The sequence below is a fragment of the Vibrio sabulosilitoris genome, assembly GCF_055391395.1.
Genome location: NZ_AP029600.1, coordinates 1430750 through 1452000, shown reverse-complemented (window position 1 = coordinate 1452000; position 21251 = coordinate 1430750). Strand labels below are relative to the sequence as shown.

Genomic DNA, 21251 nt, shown 5'->3' with positions numbered 1-21251 from the left:
GCCTGTTTTACTTGTATTGATATTAACCTTGTCTAATATCAACTAACTTTCCTATCATTTATATAATCTGGGGGTGTTTATGGCACATTCTGAAGCACAAGTTTTAGATGCACCTAAACAAAAAAGAACACATAAACGTTTTTTCATCGTTTTCTTGCTGTTTATTACTGTAGTAATTAATTATTTGGACCGAGCAAATTTGTCGATAGCGGCGCCTGCAATGATGCAGGACTTATCGCTAACAACAGAGCAAATTGGTCTAATATTCTCTGCATGGGGTCTTGCCTATGCTAGTTTTCAAATACCAGCCGGTTGGTTAGTAGATAAGTTTAAGCCAAAGTACTTTTTGCCTGTGATTCTAATTCTTTGGTCAATAGCTACGGTAGCGATTGGTTTTGTTTCTAACTTCATGCTTATTATCGCGCTCCGATTCGTTGTAGGTATGTTTGAAGCACCGAGCTATCCAATTAACAGTAAGATCGTTACTAACTGGATACCTGAAAACGAGCGTGCATCTTCGATTGCAATTTATACTTCAGCTCAGTTCGTTGGTCTTGCATTTCTTGCTCCGGTTTTAAGCTGGCTTCTAATTACCTACAACTGGCAAATGGTATTTATTGCGACCGGTGTTGTCGGAATTGTATGGGGTGTTATCTGGTATTTCACTTACGATGAGCCACAAGAGTTTAAAGGTATTTCACAATCTGAGTTGGATTATCTAGGAGAGCATGGTGCTCTGTTGGATTCCAAGGCAAAAGAAAAAGAAGCAACTCAAGAAGCGACAAATGTAGATACCAGTTTTGCAAAAGACTTAATTTATATCTGTACTCGTAAGAAGATCATCGGTACGTGTATTGGCCAGTTTGCATTAGGTTGTGCAACTATCTTCTTCTTAACTTGGTTCCCTACCTATCTTGTGGAATACCATAATCTATCGTTTGTTAAAGCTGGATTTATGGCATCTCTTCCATTTTTGTGTGGCTTCTTAGGGGTAATTTGTTCAGGCTTTACATCTGACTATCTATTGAATCGTGGCTATTCGCTAGCTACAGCTCGAAAGGTACCTATTATTACAGGCCTATTGCTGACAAGTACGATTATCGGTGCAGAGTTCTTCCAGTCACCAGCTATGGTTGTCGTGTTTATGTCGATTGCATTCTTTGCAACAGGTCTTGCATCAATTACTTGGACGTTGGTTGCTTCAATTGCACCTCAACGATTAATTGGTCTAACTGGCGGTGTATTTAATTTTGTAGGTGGTCTGTCTGCTGTTATTTGTCCAGCGGTAATTGGATATTTAGCAACGGGTGAAAGTTTCTTTTATCCACTTCTATTTATTGTTTGCATGAGTTTTATGGGTGTTCTATCCTATTTATTCCTTGTGGGTAAAGTAGAAAGAATTGAAGATAGAGTTTAATTTAAATAATTAGGTAATAATAATGAAAATAGCAAAAATTACACCATATATCATTAAGGTTGGGATTCGAGATCAACTGCTTGTTAAAATCGAAACAGATGAAGGTGTATATGGTTGGGGTGAATCAGGCCTATCCAGTCGTGAACGTACCGTAGCACAAATTATTAAGCAATTCGCTAAGTTCCTTGTTGGACAAGATCCAATGAATACTGGTCGAATTTGGCAGGAATGTTATCGTTCACATTATTTTGAAGGTGGTCGAGTAACTTCGGCAGCTATCTCTGCTATCGATATCGCACTACATGATATCAAAGGTAAGATCTTGGGTGTTCCAGTGTATCAACTTCTAGGTGGTAAGCAGCGCAATAAAGTAAAAGCTTTCGCTACCGTACCAACAGATACCAATGAAGTGATGCTGGCAAATGCTCAAAAAATTAAGAATTTGGGTTGGGATACAATTCGTTTTGTCGGTGCAGGCATTGATTGCTGGCAGAAAGGCATTACTGAATGGGAGCCGTTGCCATCGATGGCTAAAACGATTCCTTTCCTTATCGAAGCGCGTGAGGCTCTAGGCAACGAGGTTGTTATTGGCCTAGAATACCACCACCGTTTAAGTGTTGCTCAAGCTGCTTCTTTCTGTCAGAAGCTTCCTAAGGGAACTCTAGACTTCCTAGAAGAGCCGATTCGCGACGAAACACCGGAAGCTTATGAGCAACTGCGTAAGTTGACTGATGTACCATTTGCTATTGGTGAAGAATTTGCGTCGAAGTGGCAATTTATGCCATACATTGAGCGAGGCATCTTCCAGTACAATCGCTTAGACATTTGTAATGTAGGTGGATTTACAGAAGCAATGAAAGTGGCTGCTTGGAGTGAGACTCACTACATCGACCTAATGTTGCATAATCCTCTGGGACCGATTTGTACAGCCGCTTCAGTTCATTTGGCAGCAGCTGTTCCAAACTTTGATTGTGTTGAAAGCCGAGTATCACCAATTGAAAATCTTGGTTATGACAATCCGGAACTTTTCCCAGTTCAGCCTAAGCTGGTTGGTAACTACTACGAGATTCCTGAAGTTCCAGGACTAGGTGTTGAAGTTAACGAAGAGATGCTGAAAGATGCGTTGATCGCAGATTGGGAGTGTCCGCACCTTACTCGTGAAGATGGCAGTTTCCAAAACTGGTAAGCTTTACTTGCTGGTTAAATAGTTGATTTAATTATTTACTAGTAGCGTTATTGTTGTCAGGCAGCGACTATGTTATGTACATGGTCGCTGCTTTTTTGTATTTACCTATTCATCATCGTCTCACTTAAACCTTCTGCTTTTATTGTCTATCTACTGTCTTAGTAACCTTCTCTGCTCATTATTTGAGTTAAAGCAATACAGTCGCCAGCATTTCCTTTTCAGGCGACTGTTCAATAAGTCAAGCCATCTATTTTTGTGTAGAGAATCTTGCTTGATAAGGAGACAGTTCATCCCCCTGCATCGTTAAGGGAGTGTAGAGATTAGGTCGACGACCTCTGATCCAGCGCCTGCCTGTACACAAACTCAGATCTTTCGCATTGAGATCGGCAATGACCATATCATTTTCGACGCTGTCAGTTTCAGCGATAATCTCGCCATAGGGGTTGAGCACCATCGCATTTCCCGTTCTAACTTCATCCATATCAACCCCAACACCGTTACTAAAGATCAGGAACATGCCGTTGTCATGGGCACGCGCAGGTAGCCAACGCATCAGCCACTTTCTTCCTTTAGCGCCCTGCATTTCAGAACGAGTCAACTCTGGATCTTGACCCCGATTATGCCAAAGCTGGGGATCAATCAACCCCATCGCATTAGGGCTGCGAGAGTTCGTGCCGCCTGTTTGATGAGGCGCAACTAGAATATCCGCCCCTTTTAGTGCTGTTATACGAACGTTCTCGACTAAATTATTGTCCCAGCAAATCAGGATTCCCACACGGCACCCATGTGGCGTATCAAATACAGTGTATTCATTACCACTTGTCATGTATTCACTGATAAACGTATGCAGCTTTCTGTGTTTGGCTACCTGACCATCAGGCATTGCCATGACATAAGAGTTGTATAGATTTCCGTCGTTGTCTTTTTCAATCAAACCAGCACCGATGCTGAGCTGATATTTTTTAGACATTTCTAGCAAGCGTTGAGAAGTTACTCCTTGTGGGATGAATTCCGACAAGTCATCGATCTGTGACTTCTTCAGTTTTGAAACATGCCAGTAACCAGTAACGCACATTTCAGGGAAGACAACGATTTTTGCTCCTTCTTTAGCGGCTTTTTCTACGTAACTTTGAATAATCGATAAGTTGTAGTTTTTATCGTTTGCATGGTGATTGAATTGAACAGTGGCAACACGGATGTCTTTCATGGTTGGTCCTTTTCTCAGTGAATATCCATCATTTTAAAAACCTCATTCGATTCCGTATAATGAATAAATTTCCTACTAACAATGAGCACATGGAATGGATTTGGGTGATTTACGCACTTTCTGTCAATTAGCGGAAGATGGTAATTATCGTGTAGCTTCAGAGCACTTACATATTACTCAGTCAGCTTTAACGAAGAAGATTCAACGTCTTGAGGCTTTTTGTGGTGTGGTTTTATTTGAAAGAGGGAGACAAGGGGCCAGTTTGACGGCGGCAGGAGCTACTCTTTTACCTGAAGCTCAGCGACTTGTTTCAAGTTTTGAATCATACAAATGTCTGACCCAACGTGTTGCCAAAGGCATTGCAGGGAACCTCAATATAGGTTTCGGTATTTCTTCTTACCACCTTGCACCAGATTACATCGCTAAGTTTAAAAAACACTATCCAGAGATCCACATTACGCTCAACGATATACCGTCCCAAAACCAGTCGGAGGCGTTGCTTTCGGGAGAGCTTCAGCTCAGCTTTAGTCGACTTCCCGCTGTTGCTCCTTTGAAAGGGTTAAAGCTCTTGACAGATCGCCTAGTGATAGCGACACATAGGAGCCAAGTCGTAGACAAAAACAAATTGTGGTCTTCGCTAGATTCCATCGATTATCTACAGCTGAACCCTGCACGAGGCGTAGGTTTGAGCCAACAAATCGGCATGCTTTTGGGGGAGCATGAGAAAAAACTGAATGTCGCTCAAGAGGCTGATGATATTCAAACACTGTTGGCGTTAGTATCTGCAAATTTGGGCTTCACTATTTTGCCAGCAAGCGTAAAGCATATTGCCAATGAACACGTTACTTTTTGGGAGCTGTCAGGGGAAAGCAGCTCATGGGATGTCGGCCTAATTTGGAATGAGCAGTTAAGGAGTTTTGCAAAAGATAATTTCATTCAATTTGTGGAGAAAATTCAAAGTGAACGTGGTTGATTATATTGTTGCTCTACATATCATCTACGCCCAGTAGTGAGTGAGGAAGACTCTTTTGTGGCCAAGTTCACCCGCACGGCCATACACCTCATCTTCAGCAGCATACTCGGTAATACCTCGTCAACGAGTTCTGCCGAACTTGCAAAGTCCTTACCCTGCAAGCTCGGCAGTTTTAGGTGGAATGGCAGTGCTCCACCTATTTTGCCCTGCATCATGTCAATGGAGTTGATACTCAATGCAGCTAATTTGCCTTGGTCAAAGTGGTTTGAGTGATAATCCGGCTAAGTGGTAAACCCTCACGTAGCAAGACACTCAATAACCTGCATCAATTCGACGTTCACTGTCAATTCAATCGTATTATCCTGGTTTGTGGCAATTTGAAAATACCCACCTTTTGATGATAGTTGGGTCACTTCTAATGCCTTGGTTGACAGCTGTTTAGACCAATATGGAGCGAGTGAGCACTGAGCAGAACCTGTCGCAATGTCCTCATTAATACCAATAGTTGGGGCAAAGTATCTCAATACGTAACCGTTAGTGCCCTTTCGAGCAGTTAGGATTACCGCGTGGTAATCATTGATATTTTTTAATACATCAAAGTTAGGCTCAAAGTTATGAACCTGCTGCTCACTTTCAAGAACGAACACAAGGTCTCTAGTTGTGAAAACATCGACGGCTTCCAAGCCAAGTAACTCGTTGTACTTTGATAGTGTTGGTAGGAAAACAGGTTCCCAGCTCGGCATTGCCATCGTATAACCATCGGCACATCTATTTACCGAAACTACACCATGTTGACTGATGAGCTTGACAGTCGGCTTACGATATTGATTGTGCTCAAAAATAGCCGCTGCGGCGGCTAGGCTGCCATGACCACATAGGTTAATTTCAATATCGCCTGCAAACCAACGAATTTCGAAGCCAAGTTCCGTACCGACAACAAATGATGTCACTGGTTGCCCGAGGTTTTCCGACAGGGCTTGCAATTCGCGTGTTTGCAACCATGCGTTAAGTATGACAACTGCAGCGGGGTTTCCTTGCGCTGCCTTGCCCGTAAATACATTAAAGATATACGCTTTGATAATACCATCCTCTAGTGTGGCCAAGCAGATATCGTCGAATCTGCATCTCGCTGTATCCTACTTGTAATCAGTAGGATACAGCAATAGATGTGTCTGTAATTACTCAGCTAGATCCAGTACTCGCATCTCATCTTTACCCGGTAGCTCCCGATTGGCACGCATATACGCTGCCATTAGATCGGTCATCATCATATCAGTGCGTTCTTCAATGTTGCTCCCTTCGACGAAAGTCATGAACCCATCACCACCATCGGCAATAAAGTTATTGGCAACGACACGATAGCTCTGCTCTGGTTCAATCGCTTCTCCGTGAAGTGTCATGCTGACCACACGACTGCCAATTGTGCGTGAGCTGTCGTAGCGCATTTCAAAACCGGCAGATGCCTGCAGTACTCCGTTGGTCAATCCAGCTGAGTGCTCCATGAGATCTTTTAACTGGTTGCCAGTGAGATCCATCGCCATTGCCGTATTGGGGAACGGGAAGACGCTGAGGATATCACCTAACGTGACACCACCGGCTTCGATATCATTGCGCAATGCACCGCTGTTCATAAAGCCGATGTCGGCGTTTTCAAATGCGAACAGGGTGGCATCTGCACTGATGTTGCCCATCGGTGACGACTGACCGTAAGCACGAGTCAGTACCTCGTCGGTATCGATAACTTTTTGCTCAGCAATAACTTCAACGTTTTGCTTCCATTTATCAATGACCTGTTGGGTTTCTGGTTGTGGAGTCCATTCATCGGCCCAAAGTGTCTTGAGTTCAAACTCGTAACCGCGAATAGTGCGGTTTTCCTCATCAAAATCGAGGACAAGTTTACCGGCATTGATGCCATAGCCGTCAGTAGACACGATAAGGGTGTCATTAACTTCAATTGGCTCTGGGGTGCCGACGTGGGCGTGACCTGTGACTAAGATATCTAGGCCGGTGATTTGCTTCGCTGTCTCGATGTCTTTATCCAGAGCACGACGAACATCAGTGGTGCCCTCACTGGACTGGCGAGCCGGAGTGCCTTGGTGCATAAGCGCGATGGTAATATCGACTTGTGAGCGCAGTTCATCAAGGTACGTTTGCAGGTACTCTATCTCGTCACGTGCTTCTAAGTTCTGGCGCTGAGCAGCAGAGACAGTGTCATAAAAGGCAAACTTGCCATGCAGACCGATCACACCAAAGCGAATACCGTCCCTCTCGATAATAGTGTAAGGCTTGTCCCAGACCGGTTTGTCTGAGTTTTCAAAGAAAACATTTCCCAACAGCAATTCGAAGTCAGCTTTGGCAAGCTGTACCAGCATATTGTCCCAACCATAGTCAAATTCATGGTTACCAATAGAGGCGACATCGTAGTTCATGGTATTCATAATATCGATGATTGCTTCACCCTTGGTCAGGCTGCAGAGGTAAGGACCTGAGAAGTAGTCTCCGGCATCAACAAAGATTGAGGCAGGGTTTGCCGCTTTTTCCTGCGCACTCCATGCGGCGATGTTAGCAAAGCCTCCTACCGGGCGTTCACCATCGACATAGCGAGCGATAAACGGTTCAGAGTGAGCGTGGATATCATTGGTGTAAAGGATGGTGACATCTTTTGCCAGTGCAGCGCCACTTGTCGCGGCTAGTAGCGAAACCAGTAAGGTCTTTTTCATCGGTATCTTGTCTTGTAACGTTGGAAATCGAGGCGCAAATCTAACCGTCAAAACGCACTCAAAGTGTGATGCGTGTCACATCACTAACGTTTGCGCAAACGTTAAAATAAGAAAATACACTTTTTGTTGCCATGAAATATGAAGCTAGTTGATCTAAACGTCTGTAAAAATAACCGATGTGAGAATTTCGGTATCACCAATGCCAATGGTTTTTACGGGCCAGTCTACCGCCTCGGCTTTCGCGCTTATCATTGTCAAAAGTGTGACTCTTATCCTCCCGTGTTAGATAACTCAGGCTTCACTCTGCTCTGGAGTTACATCGCAGAAAAAATAGGAAAATTGACGGCGAAAATTTGTCCCTATTGTGCCAGTGAAACGCAAAAGCGGTTCGGCTCATCGGCGAATGGAAAGGTACGTTACCGTTGTAAATCTTGCTTTAGAACCTATTCGCGTTGGAGTCCCAAGCAAGAGTTTGCCGCAACTTTACCCCAATTAATGCAGTACCTTGGAGGTAGTAATGACTGGTTGTGTTATGTAAACAATACTGCGCTACAACGTAACCAGATCGATAGACAGCTCACGCAATTTAGTGCTCTGGCTCAACAGCACCGATACGAAGAGCAACCTGCTCAGCGCGTTGCTACGTTGGCTTTTACCATACCGTACAAAGGGATACATCAGGGGGAACAAAACCGGATGTGGGTATTATGGAGTTGTGATGTGGATAGTGGCAAAGTCTTGCTTGTGACCAGCAATTGGTGTCCATTTCTGTTGCCACAGGAGAGCCTATATCAATACTCACAACCGAACTCAGAGTCGCTGGAGCACCAAAGCTCAGCTGAGGTGAAGGCGCTAGAGGCAGCCGAGAAACGCAGTCAACGGTTTCTACAACGCTCTCAGTTTGACCAGCTTGACTATGGCCCTAGCTATCTCCAAGCCAAGACTGAGGCAGTAGCTAAACCTGTTCTAACTGCACACGCTCACTGGCGCGCACTACATGCTCTTGGGCATGGTCGTCATGAGGGGGAGCACTATTTGTATCATGAGGTTTTCCTGCGTGGCGCTTGTATGACCCAGTTTGCTGCTCAGGTCAGGCAGGGAAAGTGTCGTATCTTCTATGTTTCAGGCCAAAATGATGGATTGATTGGAGAGCTTGTCGATAGCAAGACACTCGGGTGGTGGCAAAATCGTTGGTATCTTTATCGCCAGGCTGACAAAGAATACGCCGTGACGGCCTTGGTACCCGGTGTTTCGCTCAGAGACACCTCTAGGGCAACGCTGGCCCCGTGCTATCAGTTTGCGGACTTATTGCAACAGCAAGGCTGGCTCGAGATCTTTAAACAGACCTCACCATCGAGAGTGAATGCGCTTCTGCAGTGCCTAGCGACCCAGTTTAACCAGAGCAAAGACGCCTAGCCCCACGTCATAATCTGCCGATTATGGAGAGCTGTCTGACGAAGTGCTGCTGGCGCTTTATTTGCGTGTTTACCCCTCTGTTAAGCACGATACACCTGTCCTAGATCAATTGCTCAAGAAAAACTATGCCTCTAAACCAATTGGGACATAAGAAGTCAAGATTTCCAGTTTTTAAGCAGAGACCATAATGGATATCAATAAAGATGATATTTTGTAGTGGTTAACAAAATAAACACCAAGATCTTTAATTGGCATTCCAATTTGATACATTGAATAAACAATGATGAATTATTGGTATGATTATTAACGATGAATATAAAGAAACCAAATGTTGTTTTTGTGTTGACAGATGACCAAGGCTATGGCGATCTTGCATGTCATGGTAACACGATTATTAATACGCCCAATATTGACAAATTACACAGCGAAAGTACAAGGTTTACAAATTTTCATGTTGGGCCAACTTGTGCACCGACAAGAGCTGGGATAATGACGGGCCACTATGCTAATAGTACGGGCGTTTGGAATACGATAGGTGGTCGTAGTTTACTTCGAAAAAACGAATGGACGCTTGCAACAGCATTTAAAGAAAGTGGCTTCAGAACAGGGATTTTTGGCAAGTGGCATCTTGGTGATATGTATCCGTATCGACCGAATGACAGAGGGTTTGAAAAGAGTATTGTGCACGGTGGTGGTGGCATAGGTCATACCCCTGATTATTGGGGAAATGACTACTTTGATGATACTTATATAGAAGACGGTGAGCCAAAGAAATTTGAAGGCTATTGTACGGATGTGTTTTTTGATGAAGCTTGTAAGTTCATAGAAGATTCAAAAGATAATCAGTTTTTTTGTTTTCTTCCTTGCAATGCACCTCATAATCCTTGGAACGTTGAGAGTAAATACTCCAACCCCTATCAGGATCATGTTGAAGATGGCCGAGCTAGAATGTATGGAATGATTACAAACATTGATGAAAATATAGGGAAACTAAGAAACAAACTTGAAGAACTGAATTTATCCGAAAACACTATACTCATTTTCATGACTGATAATGGAACCAATGGGGGATTCACCCCAGATTGCAATGGTTTCTCAATTGATGGATATAATGCTGGACTAAGAGGAATGAAAAATTCTGAGTATGATGGCGGTCACCGTGTTCCATTCTTTCTCCATTGGCAAGGTGGAGGAATAAATATTGGTAGAGATATAAACACACTCACTGCGAATGTTGATATTATGCCAACGCTACTAGAGTTATGTGATATCCAAGTTCCGAAAGAAAGAACTTTTCATGGATTAAGCCTAAAGCCACTATTATTAGGCCAAGAGAAAGAAAAAATTGAAGAGAGAATTGTAGTTACCGACTCTCAGAGAGTTTTCTATCCTATAAAATGGAGGAAGAGCTGTGTTATGTATAAGGAATGGAGGCTAATTAACGGTTCGGAGCTATATGATCTATCAAAAGATAGAGAACAGCGTGTTGATATATCGAATGATTTTGATGACCTTGTAAGTAAACTTAGGTCAAGTTACGAAGAGTGGTGGGAAAAAGTTTCAGAGCAGTTCGATTATACTATTCCAATATCTATAGGGCCCCAAAAGGCAACAATTACAGTTCATGACGTGATTAATATGAAAGCCATCAAGGAGTATACTAAAGATTTGCAAGAAGATATACACGGCGAGACTAACCCAGATAATGAAACAGCATATAGTCAGAAGCTTATAAGAGATGGTGTTCAAATAGGAGGTTACTACGAAATATATGTTGAGGAGAGTGGTTATTACAAAGTTAAACTCATGAGGTGGCCAGAAGAAGCCCCACACCCTATTAATAGTACAATACCAGAAGATAAGGATATTTTCTTTGAAAGGGAGTTCGTTGAACCGCAACACATAAACTTCTATTCAGGAAGCAAAAAAATCGGTCTTGTAGAAAACTGCAGTTTAAGAATATCGGATTGCTTTTGTGATAAACATATTACAAATGATGAATCTAAAGTTGAATTTGAGGTATTTCTTGAGCAGGGCGAAACAACTCTTGAAGCTCTTTTTTACGGAGCAGATGGGTATAAGGTTACACCTTATTATACTTACATTGAAAAAATAGACTGGTTGAGATCCTAATAGCCCGATTTCAGATAATAAGTGCGACATTCAAGGGTAGGGGTAGAAGAGGAAGTCAACTGCTGAAGGTGGTGCGCTCTTCTCGCCAAAGAAATAAGCAGTGCTACCATGATTGGTTAGCAGTTGACTGAGGGCAGAAGATACCAAATCTCTGCTCTTTGGGTATGGGGAATTTCAGACTCTGAAATCGCTGAAACAGCTCAGTGCCATCGCTCAACGGTTTATCGTGAGCTTAAAGAGGCCGCAAGAGCAATCATTATTGCCCACGCACGGCACAGATAGTGTCTATCACAAGCACAAGGCAAAGAGCAATTTCACAGTTGAACTCGTGATAAACAAAGTACGTCCTAACGCTCTCTGCTAAGCTTCATCGCTAAACCGTTACCAACGAAGATCAATATACCTTGGATGATCAACTGGTCATAAAATGGGATGCCCATAAGGTTCAGACCACTGGTTAAAATAGCTAAGATAGCGACACCTAAAACTGTTCTAAATATTGACCCTTCACCGCCAAACATGCTGGTACCACCCAGTACCACGCCACCAATAATAATCAGGAGAATCGTGTCACCGACACCAGGAATAGCGTTGCCAAGGTTAACAACACTAATCATGCCTGCAATACCTGCTAATAAGCCTGCCACCACATAGACAGACGCCTCAGTTCGCTCTGCATTGATGCCGGTGTATCTAGCGGCTGAGCGATTACTACCGAGTAAGTAGACTTGTCGTCCCCAGCTACTCAATGCCAGTACTCCAATCGATACTGTGGTAAGCGCTATCGCAATCCAAGCAACAGCGGGCAGACCTAAAAAGGTCATAAAGCTAAAGTCTAAAATAGCAAAAGGCGTGCCTTTAACCGCAATACCTTTTGAAACTAAAAATGCCATACCGCGAGCAATTAACTGCGTACCCATGGTAGTGATAAATGGATTGAGTTTGCAGTAGCCAATCAAAAATCCGTTTAGCAGCCCAAAAGCCAATCCAACCCCGAGCGCGGTGATAACACCCAGCGTTACACTTTGTGTTTCTGCCATCACTGTACCCGCGATAACGGCGCTGGCAGAGATCACCGTGGCGATAGACAGGTCGATCCCCCCGGTCAGGAACACTAAGGTCATACCGATAGCGGCGATCATGATGACCGAATTGGAAATCATGATCGATTCAACATTCCCGGAGGTTAAGAAGAACGGAGAAAGAGATGAGAACCCAGCTAAAAGCACAATAATGATGGGCACGGCTGGATATTGTTTAAAAAAAGCAAGAACTCCGACTGACGCATTGCTCTCGCGCCCGTTACCTTTAACCACGTTTTCCATAACTACCTCCGAGTAACGTTAGTGCGTGCTATTTCGCACCCCAAATGGCTGACTTATTGGCTTCAATATCATCAGTGGTGTAGAAGTTACCCGGAATAACATTGTTCATATCTACGGGTTCTCCGTTAATTAACGCCGTAGCAACTTTTACGGTTTTAATCCCGGTTCCATTGGTGTCCATCGCGACGATACCGTCCGCATTGCCAGACAGAGTGGCTTGATATCCATCGTTGCTGCCGTTGACACCGGTAACCACCACATGGTCCGCGGAGCCTTTTGGTTGGATCTTATTCAGGTCACGAAGCACTGTCTCCACACTTGGGATGTGTGTATCGGTTGCGGCAAAGACAGCCTTGATGTTTGGATTGGCTTGGAATGCGTTTTGAGTGGCGGCCAGCGCGCGAGCTGAATCCCAGTCGGTAGGCATCGCAATCACTTCGACGTTTTTGAGCTCTTTTAACGCGTCGTTAAAGCCTTTACTTCTGTCGATGCCATTTTGATCATTGAGGGCGCCAAGTAGTTCAAGAATAACTATTTTCTCATCGGTATCTTTAAACTGTTCAGCGGTATATTGACCTGCAAGGTAACCATCGGTGATGGAGTCAGGGCCGACATAAGCATCAACAGCACGGCTATCAGGAAGAGCGCGGTCATAGGCGACAATCGGGATACCACGTCGTTTGGCACCAATCAATGCCCGCTCAATGGTATTTTGGTCAACAGCGCACACCAAGATAGCATCCACTTTCTGCGTCACCAGTGATTGGATCTGGGAGTTTTGCGCTTGAGCATCGCCATCCGCTACAACTTCAATAATCTTGTAGCCTTTTTGTTCCGCTTCGGCTTTAATCGCATCGATGACAGCGACGCGGCTTTCGAACAATTGGTCAACAGACAGGCCGAGCGTGATCTCTTTGGCTGCGGCAAAGCCAGACATAGTACACAGTGAAGCGGCAGCGATTAACCCAATTACTCTTTTGTTGTTCGTTTTCATAGTAACCTCATTTCACGTTGTAGGTAGGCTTTGAGAAGCGGAGCGGATTCGTTTGGCTCGCTCCTCTAAAACCGATTTTTGTTGCCGCATGACGGACAGCTTATCAATTACGACAGCAACTAGGAGTACAACACCTTTGACGATGTCGTAAACATAGGGAGATGCGTTTAGCAGATTGAGACCGTTGTCGATCAGCACTAAGAATATTGCCCCGATGACACTGCCGAGGACGGTTCCAGTACCGCCAGACAGTTTGGTGCCCCCAAGCACGACCGCTGCAATCACCGTAAACTCAATACCAATACCAATTCCTGACTGAAGCCCACCGACGCGCGCTAGCAAGATCAGTGCTGCGATCCCTGTTGTGACTCCGCCAATCAGATACACCAACATCGTAATCTGCTTAACTGGTAAGTTGGACTCATAGGCAGACTGCTCTGAGTTACCGATGGCTTTCACATACAGACCAAATCGCGTTCGGTTGAAGAGGTAAGCCCCAGCAATCAGGGTGAGAAACATCAGTACAATTGGCATGGGAATACCGAGCAGTGAGCCATTGCCCAAAAAGCCCATTTCGCGTGGTACGGGTATGTTTTTCGCTTCGGTTAAGTGGATCGCCATACCGCGATACATGGTGTAGGTCGCAAGGGTGGTGATAAGCGGTGAGATCTTGAATCGAACAATCAAGAACCCATTGAGATAGCCGAGGATGCAGGCAAAGGACATCGAGGCGCTAAAGGCGATAAAGTATGAGTTGGTCATCATCATCAGCTGCGCAAATAGCGAAGAGGTAAAAAACAGTATCGCTCCCACCGAAATGTCGATACCCGCCGTGCAGATAATGAAGGTCATGCCAACAGCCATAATCGCGGTGACACTAGACTGAACCAAAATCGATTGGAAGTTTGCTGCCGATAAAAATGACGCTGACATCAAAGATAAGACGATACACATGACAAAGGTCGCACCAGCGATAGGCAGCCAGTTGTATTGCGAGAGTGCTTTTTTGATCGAGTCCATTTCTTTGCTCCTAAGCAGATTTTTGTTCGTAAGCGGAGCTTGCCGCAAGGGAAATGATCTTGACAGGATCAAACTCTGAACGTTCAAACTCACCAACAATGTGTCCGGTGCGCATAACCAGAATGCGATGACTGAGCTCGAGAAGTTCGGGTAAGTCGGACGATACAAGCAGCACAGAGACACCAGATTTAGCCAGGGCAGCAATGCGATTATGTATATCGAATTTGGCGCCGATATCCACACCCTTGGTCGGTTCATCGAGGATGCAAACGCTCGGTTGAGTAGCAAGCCAACGAGCAAGCAGGACTTTTTGCTGATTTCCGCCACTTAGGTTGGCCACGGCTGAATCTATTGAAGGGACAGAGATGTTTTGCTCATCGGCGATTTTATCAGTACTCTCATACTCACCTTTGAAGCCGAACCCTTTGATTTTACGCTGGACAAATCGCGTAATGGCAGCTGCTGAGATGTTTTCTTTTACTGAGCGTACTGGGAATAGGCCGTGCGTGCGTCTATCTTCAGTTAGGTAACAGAGGCCGTGCCCCATGGACTCCTTAACGGAGCGCTTATCCATTGGCTTACCGTCTATGGAAACCAATCCAGTCGACTCTCTTAGGCCAATGATCGCTTCGGCAACTTCGGTTCGACCTGCACCCATTAGTCCAGCAATTCCGAGGATCTCCCCTTGGTGAAGGTCAAAGGAGATATCATCGAAATAGTAAGAGCTCAAGCGATCAACGCTTAGCTTGATATTTTCGTTGTGCGGAGATAGCTCAATTCGAGATTCCTCAATGGTTCGGCCTACCATCAACTGCTCTAACTCTTTGCGTGGCGTGTTAGCCAATAGGTCGCTGCCGACTTGTTTGCCATCACGAAGACAGATGAACTTATCACTCATTCGATAAATCTCATCCATAAAGTGAGAGATAAAGATCATCGCGATGCCTTGTTGTTTAAGGCGGTTCATCAAATCAAACAGTCGGTCACGCTCAGGGGCGGTGAGGGATGTGGTTGGCTCATCGAGAATTAATACGTTTTGCGCGTGGAGCAGGGCCTTGGCGATTTCAACGATCTGCTGTTTGCCGGCACCGAGAGATTCTACTTTTTGCCCAGTTTCTATCGAAATACCAAGGTTATCCAATTGCTCCTGCGCAATCTTGTGGCAGGCTTGCCAATCTACTTTTGAGGCAGTGCCAGGCAGATCACTAATGCAGATGTTTTCAGCGACATTCAGTGTGTCGAACAGGCTCAGTTCTTGGTGAACGGCACCGATGCCATGACAACGGCCATCGATCTTGTCAACCTTCTCGCCTTGGACAAACATCTCACCTTGGTTAGGCTCAAGCAGTCCACAAATCATATTCTTTGTGGTGGATTTTCCTGCGCCGTTCTCTCCCACTAAGGCAACAATTTCGCCCGGATAGATATCAAAAGAGACATTGCTGACCACTGTCTTTCCAGAAAAACTTTTTGCCAGCCCACGCACGGATAGTACAGGTTTACATGTTTCACTAGGCATATCTGAGAGCCTCCTGCTTCAAGCGATAACCTTTATTGACAATATTTTCCACCATACAACACACTCTACGTATGCTCGTAATGCCTCAGCGTCAATATGACCTTTACCACACCTAATTGGTGCTACCAAAGTTTGATGATTCAAGCTAAATTATCAATGTCTTTACCCTCACCATTATACCCAGAACCTTAAGATATATTGGGTGACCAATGTCGAACTTATTGGTCAGTAGATGCACAAAAATAGATAATTGGTAGCACCAATATTGGTGGTGGGGGAGTAAAGGCGTGCGACAAATTACGGATGTGATCTGCTCTAGCCAGACTGGATTATTTATTGATCGACATTTTGATTTTCAACCTTGACTGGGCTCAGGTACCCAAGAGCACCGGGCCTTCTTGTTCGATTGTAATCAACCTTTGTGTATTCGCAGAGCACGTGTCGCAGCGGGTCTCGCTGCCGCAGCTGCTCCAACTCTGTTTGACAACATAAGGGCTTCTAGTCTGAATGCCGCTGAGTGGATAATGCGCTATTCCTTGGCCGTCATTGCTTACCTTCTCAGTAATAGTATTCACTTAACTCGGTGTTCATAACTGTTGGTTTTGATAAGAGAGGAATCTACTATGAGCCTATGGAACGACGCACCTAATAGATCGTTTCTATCAACTGACCTTTATAGTACATCGCTAACAGCTGTACCTGACTTCGGCAGTTGGTTTTAAGCAATATCTGCTTTATTTGTGATTTAACGGTTTCTCTGGAAACATTTCTATACTTTGCGATATCTGAACCAGACATACCATTTATCAACAAGTTGAAGACTATTCCTTCTGAGTAAGTAAAAGGTGTAACTGTATTTGTTTTTGACACTGTCAAAGCATCGATGCTTTCAAGTAGATGCTGTTGAAAATAGGCATGGTTCAACCAGTTTCTTGCAAACAACCATAGATTACGGTAGCGCTGGTAAATGATAGGGCCTATTTCTTTATCAGTATGAGCACTAAATACGATTTTATAACCATCATGTAATTTGCTAATTACGCCTATTGAGTGGTCTAAGTCGATGCTCTTTTTTATTATTTCTTGAAATATAGGGTCTTTAGTCGCTTCTTTAGGTACCGATTTTTGTAGGTAGGCGACGTTTTCGAACATCGATTTTTTGATGTACTCTCGTAAATAAATATCATGTCTAATATAGCGGAAGTACTCAGATATCTGCGTGTCTGTAATATTAAATTTAAAACTATAAATCGATCTTTGCCAGGGATCGATTAGAGTAATGTATGCCTTGCATACACCAATGCTTATGAACTCTCTCTGTAATAGGCTCTCAAACTCAGATTGGAGAAGCACCATGTTACCTAACTTGACCTCTCTCATAGCCCCTCACGATAAAGTGGTTGTGTGCCTCTGAGTGATTATAGCAATCACTAACCTAGCGATAATGAAAAATGATTGATCTAGGTCATTAATTTATCCCCCATTCGGGGGAAGTTTTTGCCAGCGTCTATTGCTAAATTTGAGCTGAAGGTGCTAAGACCAACAACGGCTCTAGGGGGTAATATGAACGTAACCAACACTTTAAAATTACTGGGTGTCACTCTTTTAGCAATAGGTAATTTAGCTTGTGATGATGATAGTGTTAAGACAACAAATGTAAGTGATGGCGGTGGAACTGAAAACGTAGTAGCGGAAAAAACCGGGTATTTCATTGACAGCCCAGTTTCAGGAATCAAATATACAACAACCAGCGGTAGTGATATCACTGATTCTGAAGGGGGATTTGTCTATAAAAGTGGTGAGCTGGTGACTTTCTCGATTGGGGGCATCCAATTTCCCGCAGTCGAAGCACAAGAGTTCGTCACACCACTAGATATTGCTGGCTATGATGAGTTATTGGCACTAAACATTACTCGATTTTTGCTGTCTTTGGACAGTACGTTTGAAGATAGAGACGAAATTACAATAGCCTCAGCAACGCACGAAGCGCTAGAGGCGGTGACAGAGTTTGATTTTAACAACGATAACTTTGACGCAGAGGTTGATGCACTACTGTCGCTGGTAAACGGCATAGAGGGAGGTCTTGTTGATAGCACGCTCGCTCAAAGTCACTTGTCATTGAGTCTTTCAGAGATCAATGAGCCACACTTGATTGGGGATTTTACCCAAGATTGGCTTGCAGGCCGAACCCTGTATCAAGTTTGGTTTGGTGTAGAAGAGAATGGAGAGAGTGAGCGATCGATTATTTTCAAATGTCAGTTCGCTGTGGACAACAGTGTAACTATGTTTGGTATATTAGGTGTCGCTGAGGGGCCTTGGTCTGGACAATACCAAGTAAATAACGGAAAGTTAACGATTGGAGTTGATGGCGAGGCTGGCGAACCCGGCGGTGAGTATTACTTAAAACATAGCATGAATGAAAATTATCTCACTGTTGGGTACTACATTGCTGGTGAAGTAGACAATATTGACTATTTTGTTCATGATGAACAGTTCGCTATGCAACTGGCTAGAGAGTTGGCTGAGAAAGCGTCAGAAAGATAGTGGCATTCTTCCACTCAGTTAACAGGGCAGGTAATAGCCATAGGCTTGCTGATGGTCGAAAACATACCAGCAAAAAGCATGGCTTAATTTCGATTTGTAATAACTTTACTCGTTCAGTAAGTCAATTCTGTATGTCTAACAGACCTTAACATCTAGACTCTAGGGCCAGTGAGTGGGTCCTCAAAAACAGACCAAAATCTTGCGGTTACTCAGCAATATCCTGCTCACAATGAGCAGGATATTGTCATCATATTGCGATGTATTAAGATCGGTTATTTGCGATAATGCTTGATGAGCTCATTTAACTTAACAACCAAGGCTCGATACTCAGTATCTTGATTCATCACAAACTCACGGATCAACTTACCTGCATGCTCTTGGAACTCAATATAGCCGTCAAAACGTGGACGCATCGAGCCCAGATCGAGTGTCTTGAGCGTGTTTTTGAAGAAGTTGTTACTATTATCGTTAGTATGCTTGTCCATCCAGGCCTGTCTGTGACCTGGCTGACCGGCTTCATCAAAGAAAATCGTTTTCTGGAAATCTCCAGCTGCGGTCATCTGAATAAACTTAGCCGCTATGTCTGGATGTTTACATTTCGATGAGATAGACAGACCCACACCACCAATCATACTGCCGCTCGGCGCACCAGTGTCTGAAGGCATTTCGTCAAAGATCACGACATTATCTAGGTAACCATTTCTCGCGTAATTTGAGTAGCCATAAATCAATGGTGTATAGACGATTTCATCCGAGCAGGCCATCTTGTCAAGCAGCTGAATAGGGTCACTGTCGAACGAGATTTTATGCGCTTTACTCAGTATCCGGTTAAGTAGCTTCAGAACCTGCTCACCGACCTCAAGGTCGAGATCTGATCCATCGCTCCAAACCGTCTTATCAGAAAGCTGAGAACACAGGGTATAGAAGCTTGAATACGCGTGAACGGGTACAAACGGTATCCCAATCACAGGGGCTGATTGTGCTTGGCTCTCCAGGCTGTCTGCTAGCGAAAATACGTCAGACCAGGTTTGTGGTATGGCTTGACCGTACTTATCCATCAAGTCTTTTCGATAAGCAGAAACCTGAGCGGCAGCATCTGCGGGTAAGGCCCATTGGTGCCCCTCCCAGTGATAACTCTCAAAGCTTCGGCCGACAGAGTTCTGTTTTTGATCTTCAATAAACTCTTGGGGCAAAAGTTGGTCAAGAGGCAACAAGAGTTCCTGCTCGTAAGCCACACCAATATGCGGGTGGTCGATCATGATGAAATCGTATTTGCTTGCCAGTTGATCGAGTGGAAACAGCTCAAAGTCCGCTAGAGACCTTGCGTCCCATGAAATCTCTACGTCATCGTGTTGTTTGGCAAATTCAGTCGTCGCGGCAATCAGTGGCTTGACCCCTCTGTCATGAGACCACGTCATTCCTTTTAACTTAATCATTGTAAACTCCGGTTAATTTTAAACGCTTGTAACTTCTGATATCTTATCCAGCTCAGCTTTGAGCGAGATTTAGGCTCACAGAATGATTTGGTTGGTGTGGGCCCCTAAAAGCGGTGCTGGCTTATTCGAGGTCATGTATTCGCCGTCAAGTCGAATTGGGCAACGGGTCGTTTTGATCGGATCACCACCAATGACGTCGACGGTCTGAAGCGGCTCAAGTGCTTTAAAGCCCTCTTCCTCTAACAGTCGACTCCAATCCAAGATTTCTGCACACCAAACATCTCTCGCCTCTAGCACGTCTAGCCAAGCGCTGGTGGAGCGTTGTTTTACTGCACCGGCGACGATCTCTTTGATTCTGTCTCGCTGTTGAAATGCGTCATCTTGAGTGAACTGAGTCAACGCTTCACATTCTAATAACTCTGCCAGCAGGCTAATCGGCATCATAGCCAGAGCCAGATAGCCGTCTGCGGTTTGATAGATGCCGTAAGGTGCTGCACCGTAGATGTTGGCATTGGCAATTTTGCTTCGAGACGGCTCTTTATTGTCATTGACATAGGCTGTCAGTTGTTCGAACTGAAGGTCGAAGGCGCTACTCATGAGATCAACTTCAACAAGGCTGCCCTTGCCGGTTATTCCTCTACGGATAATGGCGGCCAAAATGCCTTGTACTAGATTGCCACTGGTTGCAATGTCTAACACCGGAAGGCCGACAGGCGTTGGGTTGTGCTCTCCGTCACCCGATAGCCATGTCAGCCCCGATAGGGATTGAACCAGCAAGTCTTGTCCTGGTTTATCGCGCCATGGCCCCTTGTCACCATAGCCCGACACTGAGCCATAAATTATCTTGGGATTGAGCTGTGATACCACGCCGTAATCTAGACCAATTCTCTCCATCACACCGGGTCGGAAGTTATGGATCATCACATCTGCGGTTGAGATGAGTTTTTTAACCTGTTCGAGGTCCGATTCAGATTTTAGGTTAAGCGCAACGCTTTTTTTATTGCGATTAAAGGTGTGGAATAAGAGGCTGTTGTCACCGATTTTCTGGTCGTTGATCACCAGATTTCGACATAAGTCACCCGTGCCAGGGCGCTCAATTTTAATCACCTCAGCGCCCAAGTCTGCCAATCGCAGTGCGGCTGCTGGGCCCGATAAAAAATTGGCAAAATCGAGAACGGTAATACCTTCAAGTGGTAGTGTTTCCATGAATCATTTCCTTTTAATAACTTGGCGATGCGAGGCCAACAGCTCGTGGTGGGCGAGACAGTTCGTCGTCTATCTTGCACAAAATGTTAAGCGTGTCCTCTGAGTTAAATGCTTTCTGATTTGTTCGTTTTCGCTGATGGTTTTAGGCCTCGTAA

Annotated in this window: 16 protein-coding genes and 2 pseudogenes; 7 read left to right on the top strand and 11 right to left on the bottom strand. The window is 44.5% G+C overall.

The window, feature by feature from the left end; all coding sequences use genetic code 11:
• Positions 1 to 79: 79 nt before the first annotated feature.
• Positions 80 to 1417: an MFS transporter gene (locus ACZ5R2_RS21970; RefSeq protein WP_464902501.1), complete on the top strand. Its 1338-nt coding sequence runs from the start codon at positions 80 to 82 to the stop codon at positions 1415 to 1417.
• Between the two features lie 22 nt (positions 1418 to 1439).
• Complete coding sequence (locus ACZ5R2_RS21965) at positions 1440 to 2603, top strand: mandelate racemase/muconate lactonizing enzyme family protein (RefSeq protein ID WP_464902502.1); 1164 nt, start codon at positions 1440 to 1442, stop codon at positions 2601 to 2603.
• A gap of 247 nt (positions 2604 to 2850) precedes the next feature.
• Here ACZ5R2_RS21965 and ACZ5R2_RS21960 read toward each other — a convergent pair whose 3' ends face one another.
• The gene (locus tag ACZ5R2_RS21960; RefSeq protein ID WP_464902503.1) at positions 2851 to 3810 is read right to left on the bottom strand and encodes a nitrilase family protein; all 960 of its coding nucleotides are present in this window, start codon (positions 3808 to 3810) and stop codon (positions 2851 to 2853) included.
• A 94-nt stretch (positions 3811 to 3904) separates the two neighbouring features.
• On the opposite strand from ACZ5R2_RS21960, the gene ACZ5R2_RS21955 reads away from it, so the two are divergent.
• Positions 3905 to 4783, top strand: a complete 879-nt coding sequence (locus ACZ5R2_RS21955; protein ID WP_464902504.1) for a LysR family transcriptional regulator — start codon at positions 3905 to 3907, stop codon at positions 4781 to 4783.
• 296 nt (positions 4784 to 5079) lie between these two features.
• Here the strand turns inward: ACZ5R2_RS21955 and ACZ5R2_RS21950 are convergent, their stop codons facing one another.
• A complete protein-coding gene (locus tag ACZ5R2_RS21950; protein WP_464902505.1) occupies positions 5080 to 5886 on the bottom strand; it encodes a PhzF family phenazine biosynthesis protein in 807 nt (268 codons plus the stop codon).
• A 75-nt stretch (positions 5887 to 5961) separates the two neighbouring features.
• On the bottom strand, positions 5962 to 7503 hold the full coding sequence (locus tag ACZ5R2_RS21945; RefSeq protein ID WP_464902506.1) for a bifunctional metallophosphatase/5'-nucleotidase: 1542 nt from the start codon (positions 7501 to 7503) through the stop codon (positions 5962 to 5964).
• Between the two features lie 138 nt (positions 7504 to 7641).
• Between ACZ5R2_RS21945 and ACZ5R2_RS21940 the strand changes: the two genes are divergently transcribed.
• The 3 genes and pseudogenes from ACZ5R2_RS21940 to ACZ5R2_RS21930 all read left to right on the top strand — a co-directional run.
• Entirely contained in the window at positions 7642 to 8919 is a 1278-nt protein-coding gene (locus ACZ5R2_RS21940) for a transposase (RefSeq protein WP_464902507.1), read from the top strand.
• Between the two features lie 309 nt (positions 8920 to 9228).
• A complete protein-coding gene (locus ACZ5R2_RS21935) occupies positions 9229 to 11052 on the top strand; it encodes an arylsulfatase (RefSeq protein WP_464902508.1) in 1824 nt (607 codons plus the stop codon).
• Positions 11053 to 11175: 123 nt separating this feature from the next.
• A pseudogene (locus ACZ5R2_RS21930) lies at positions 11176 to 11363 on the top strand (IS30 family transposase); the annotation flags it as partial.
• 36 nt (positions 11364 to 11399) lie between these two features.
• Here ACZ5R2_RS21930 and ACZ5R2_RS21925 read toward each other — a convergent pair.
• The 6 genes and pseudogenes from ACZ5R2_RS21925 to ACZ5R2_RS21900 all read right to left on the bottom strand — a co-directional run bounded on the left by ACZ5R2_RS21925 (position 11400) and on the right by ACZ5R2_RS21900 (position 17062).
• A complete protein-coding gene (locus ACZ5R2_RS21925) occupies positions 11400 to 12377 on the bottom strand; it encodes an ABC transporter permease (protein WP_464902509.1) in 978 nt (325 codons plus the stop codon).
• A gap of 28 nt (positions 12378 to 12405) precedes the next feature.
• Positions 12406 to 13371 (bottom strand): sugar ABC transporter substrate-binding protein, encoded by a 966-nt coding sequence (locus ACZ5R2_RS21920; protein ID WP_464902510.1) that lies wholly within the window; start codon positions 13369 to 13371, stop codon positions 12406 to 12408.
• Between the two features lie 12 nt (positions 13372 to 13383).
• Positions 13384 to 14391, bottom strand: a complete 1008-nt coding sequence (locus tag ACZ5R2_RS21915) for an ABC transporter permease (RefSeq protein ID WP_464902511.1) — start codon at positions 14389 to 14391, stop codon at positions 13384 to 13386.
• A 10-nt stretch (positions 14392 to 14401) separates the two neighbouring features.
• Positions 14402 to 15910: a sugar ABC transporter ATP-binding protein gene (locus tag ACZ5R2_RS21910; RefSeq protein ID WP_464902512.1), complete on the bottom strand. Its 1509-nt coding sequence runs from the start codon at positions 15908 to 15910 to the stop codon at positions 14402 to 14404.
• 333 nt (positions 15911 to 16243) lie between these two features.
• Positions 16244 to 16387, bottom strand: a pseudogene (locus ACZ5R2_RS21905) (IS3 family transposase); the annotation flags it as partial.
• 168 nt (positions 16388 to 16555) lie between these two features.
• Positions 16556 to 17062, bottom strand: coding sequence for a helix-turn-helix transcriptional regulator (locus ACZ5R2_RS21900; protein ID WP_464902513.1), 507 nt, complete (start codon positions 17060 to 17062; stop codon positions 16556 to 16558).
• A gap of 411 nt (positions 17063 to 17473) precedes the next feature.
• Between ACZ5R2_RS21900 and ACZ5R2_RS21895 the strand changes: the two genes are divergently transcribed.
• Complete coding sequence (locus tag ACZ5R2_RS21895) at positions 17474 to 18454, top strand: hypothetical protein (RefSeq protein ID WP_464902514.1); 981 nt, start codon at positions 17474 to 17476, stop codon at positions 18452 to 18454.
• A gap of 272 nt (positions 18455 to 18726) precedes the next feature.
• Here the strand turns inward: ACZ5R2_RS21895 and ACZ5R2_RS21890 are convergent, their stop codons facing one another.
• Together ACZ5R2_RS21890 and ACZ5R2_RS21885 are read right to left on the bottom strand one after the other, a co-directional pair.
• The gene (locus ACZ5R2_RS21890) at positions 18727 to 19890 is read right to left on the bottom strand and encodes an ABC transporter substrate-binding protein (RefSeq protein ID WP_464902515.1); all 1164 of its coding nucleotides are present in this window, start codon (positions 19888 to 19890) and stop codon (positions 18727 to 18729) included.
• Between the two features lie 75 nt (positions 19891 to 19965).
• Positions 19966 to 21096, bottom strand: a complete 1131-nt coding sequence (locus ACZ5R2_RS21885; RefSeq protein ID WP_464902516.1) for a CaiB/BaiF CoA transferase family protein — start codon at positions 21094 to 21096, stop codon at positions 19966 to 19968.
• Positions 21097 to 21251 lie beyond the last annotated feature (155 nt).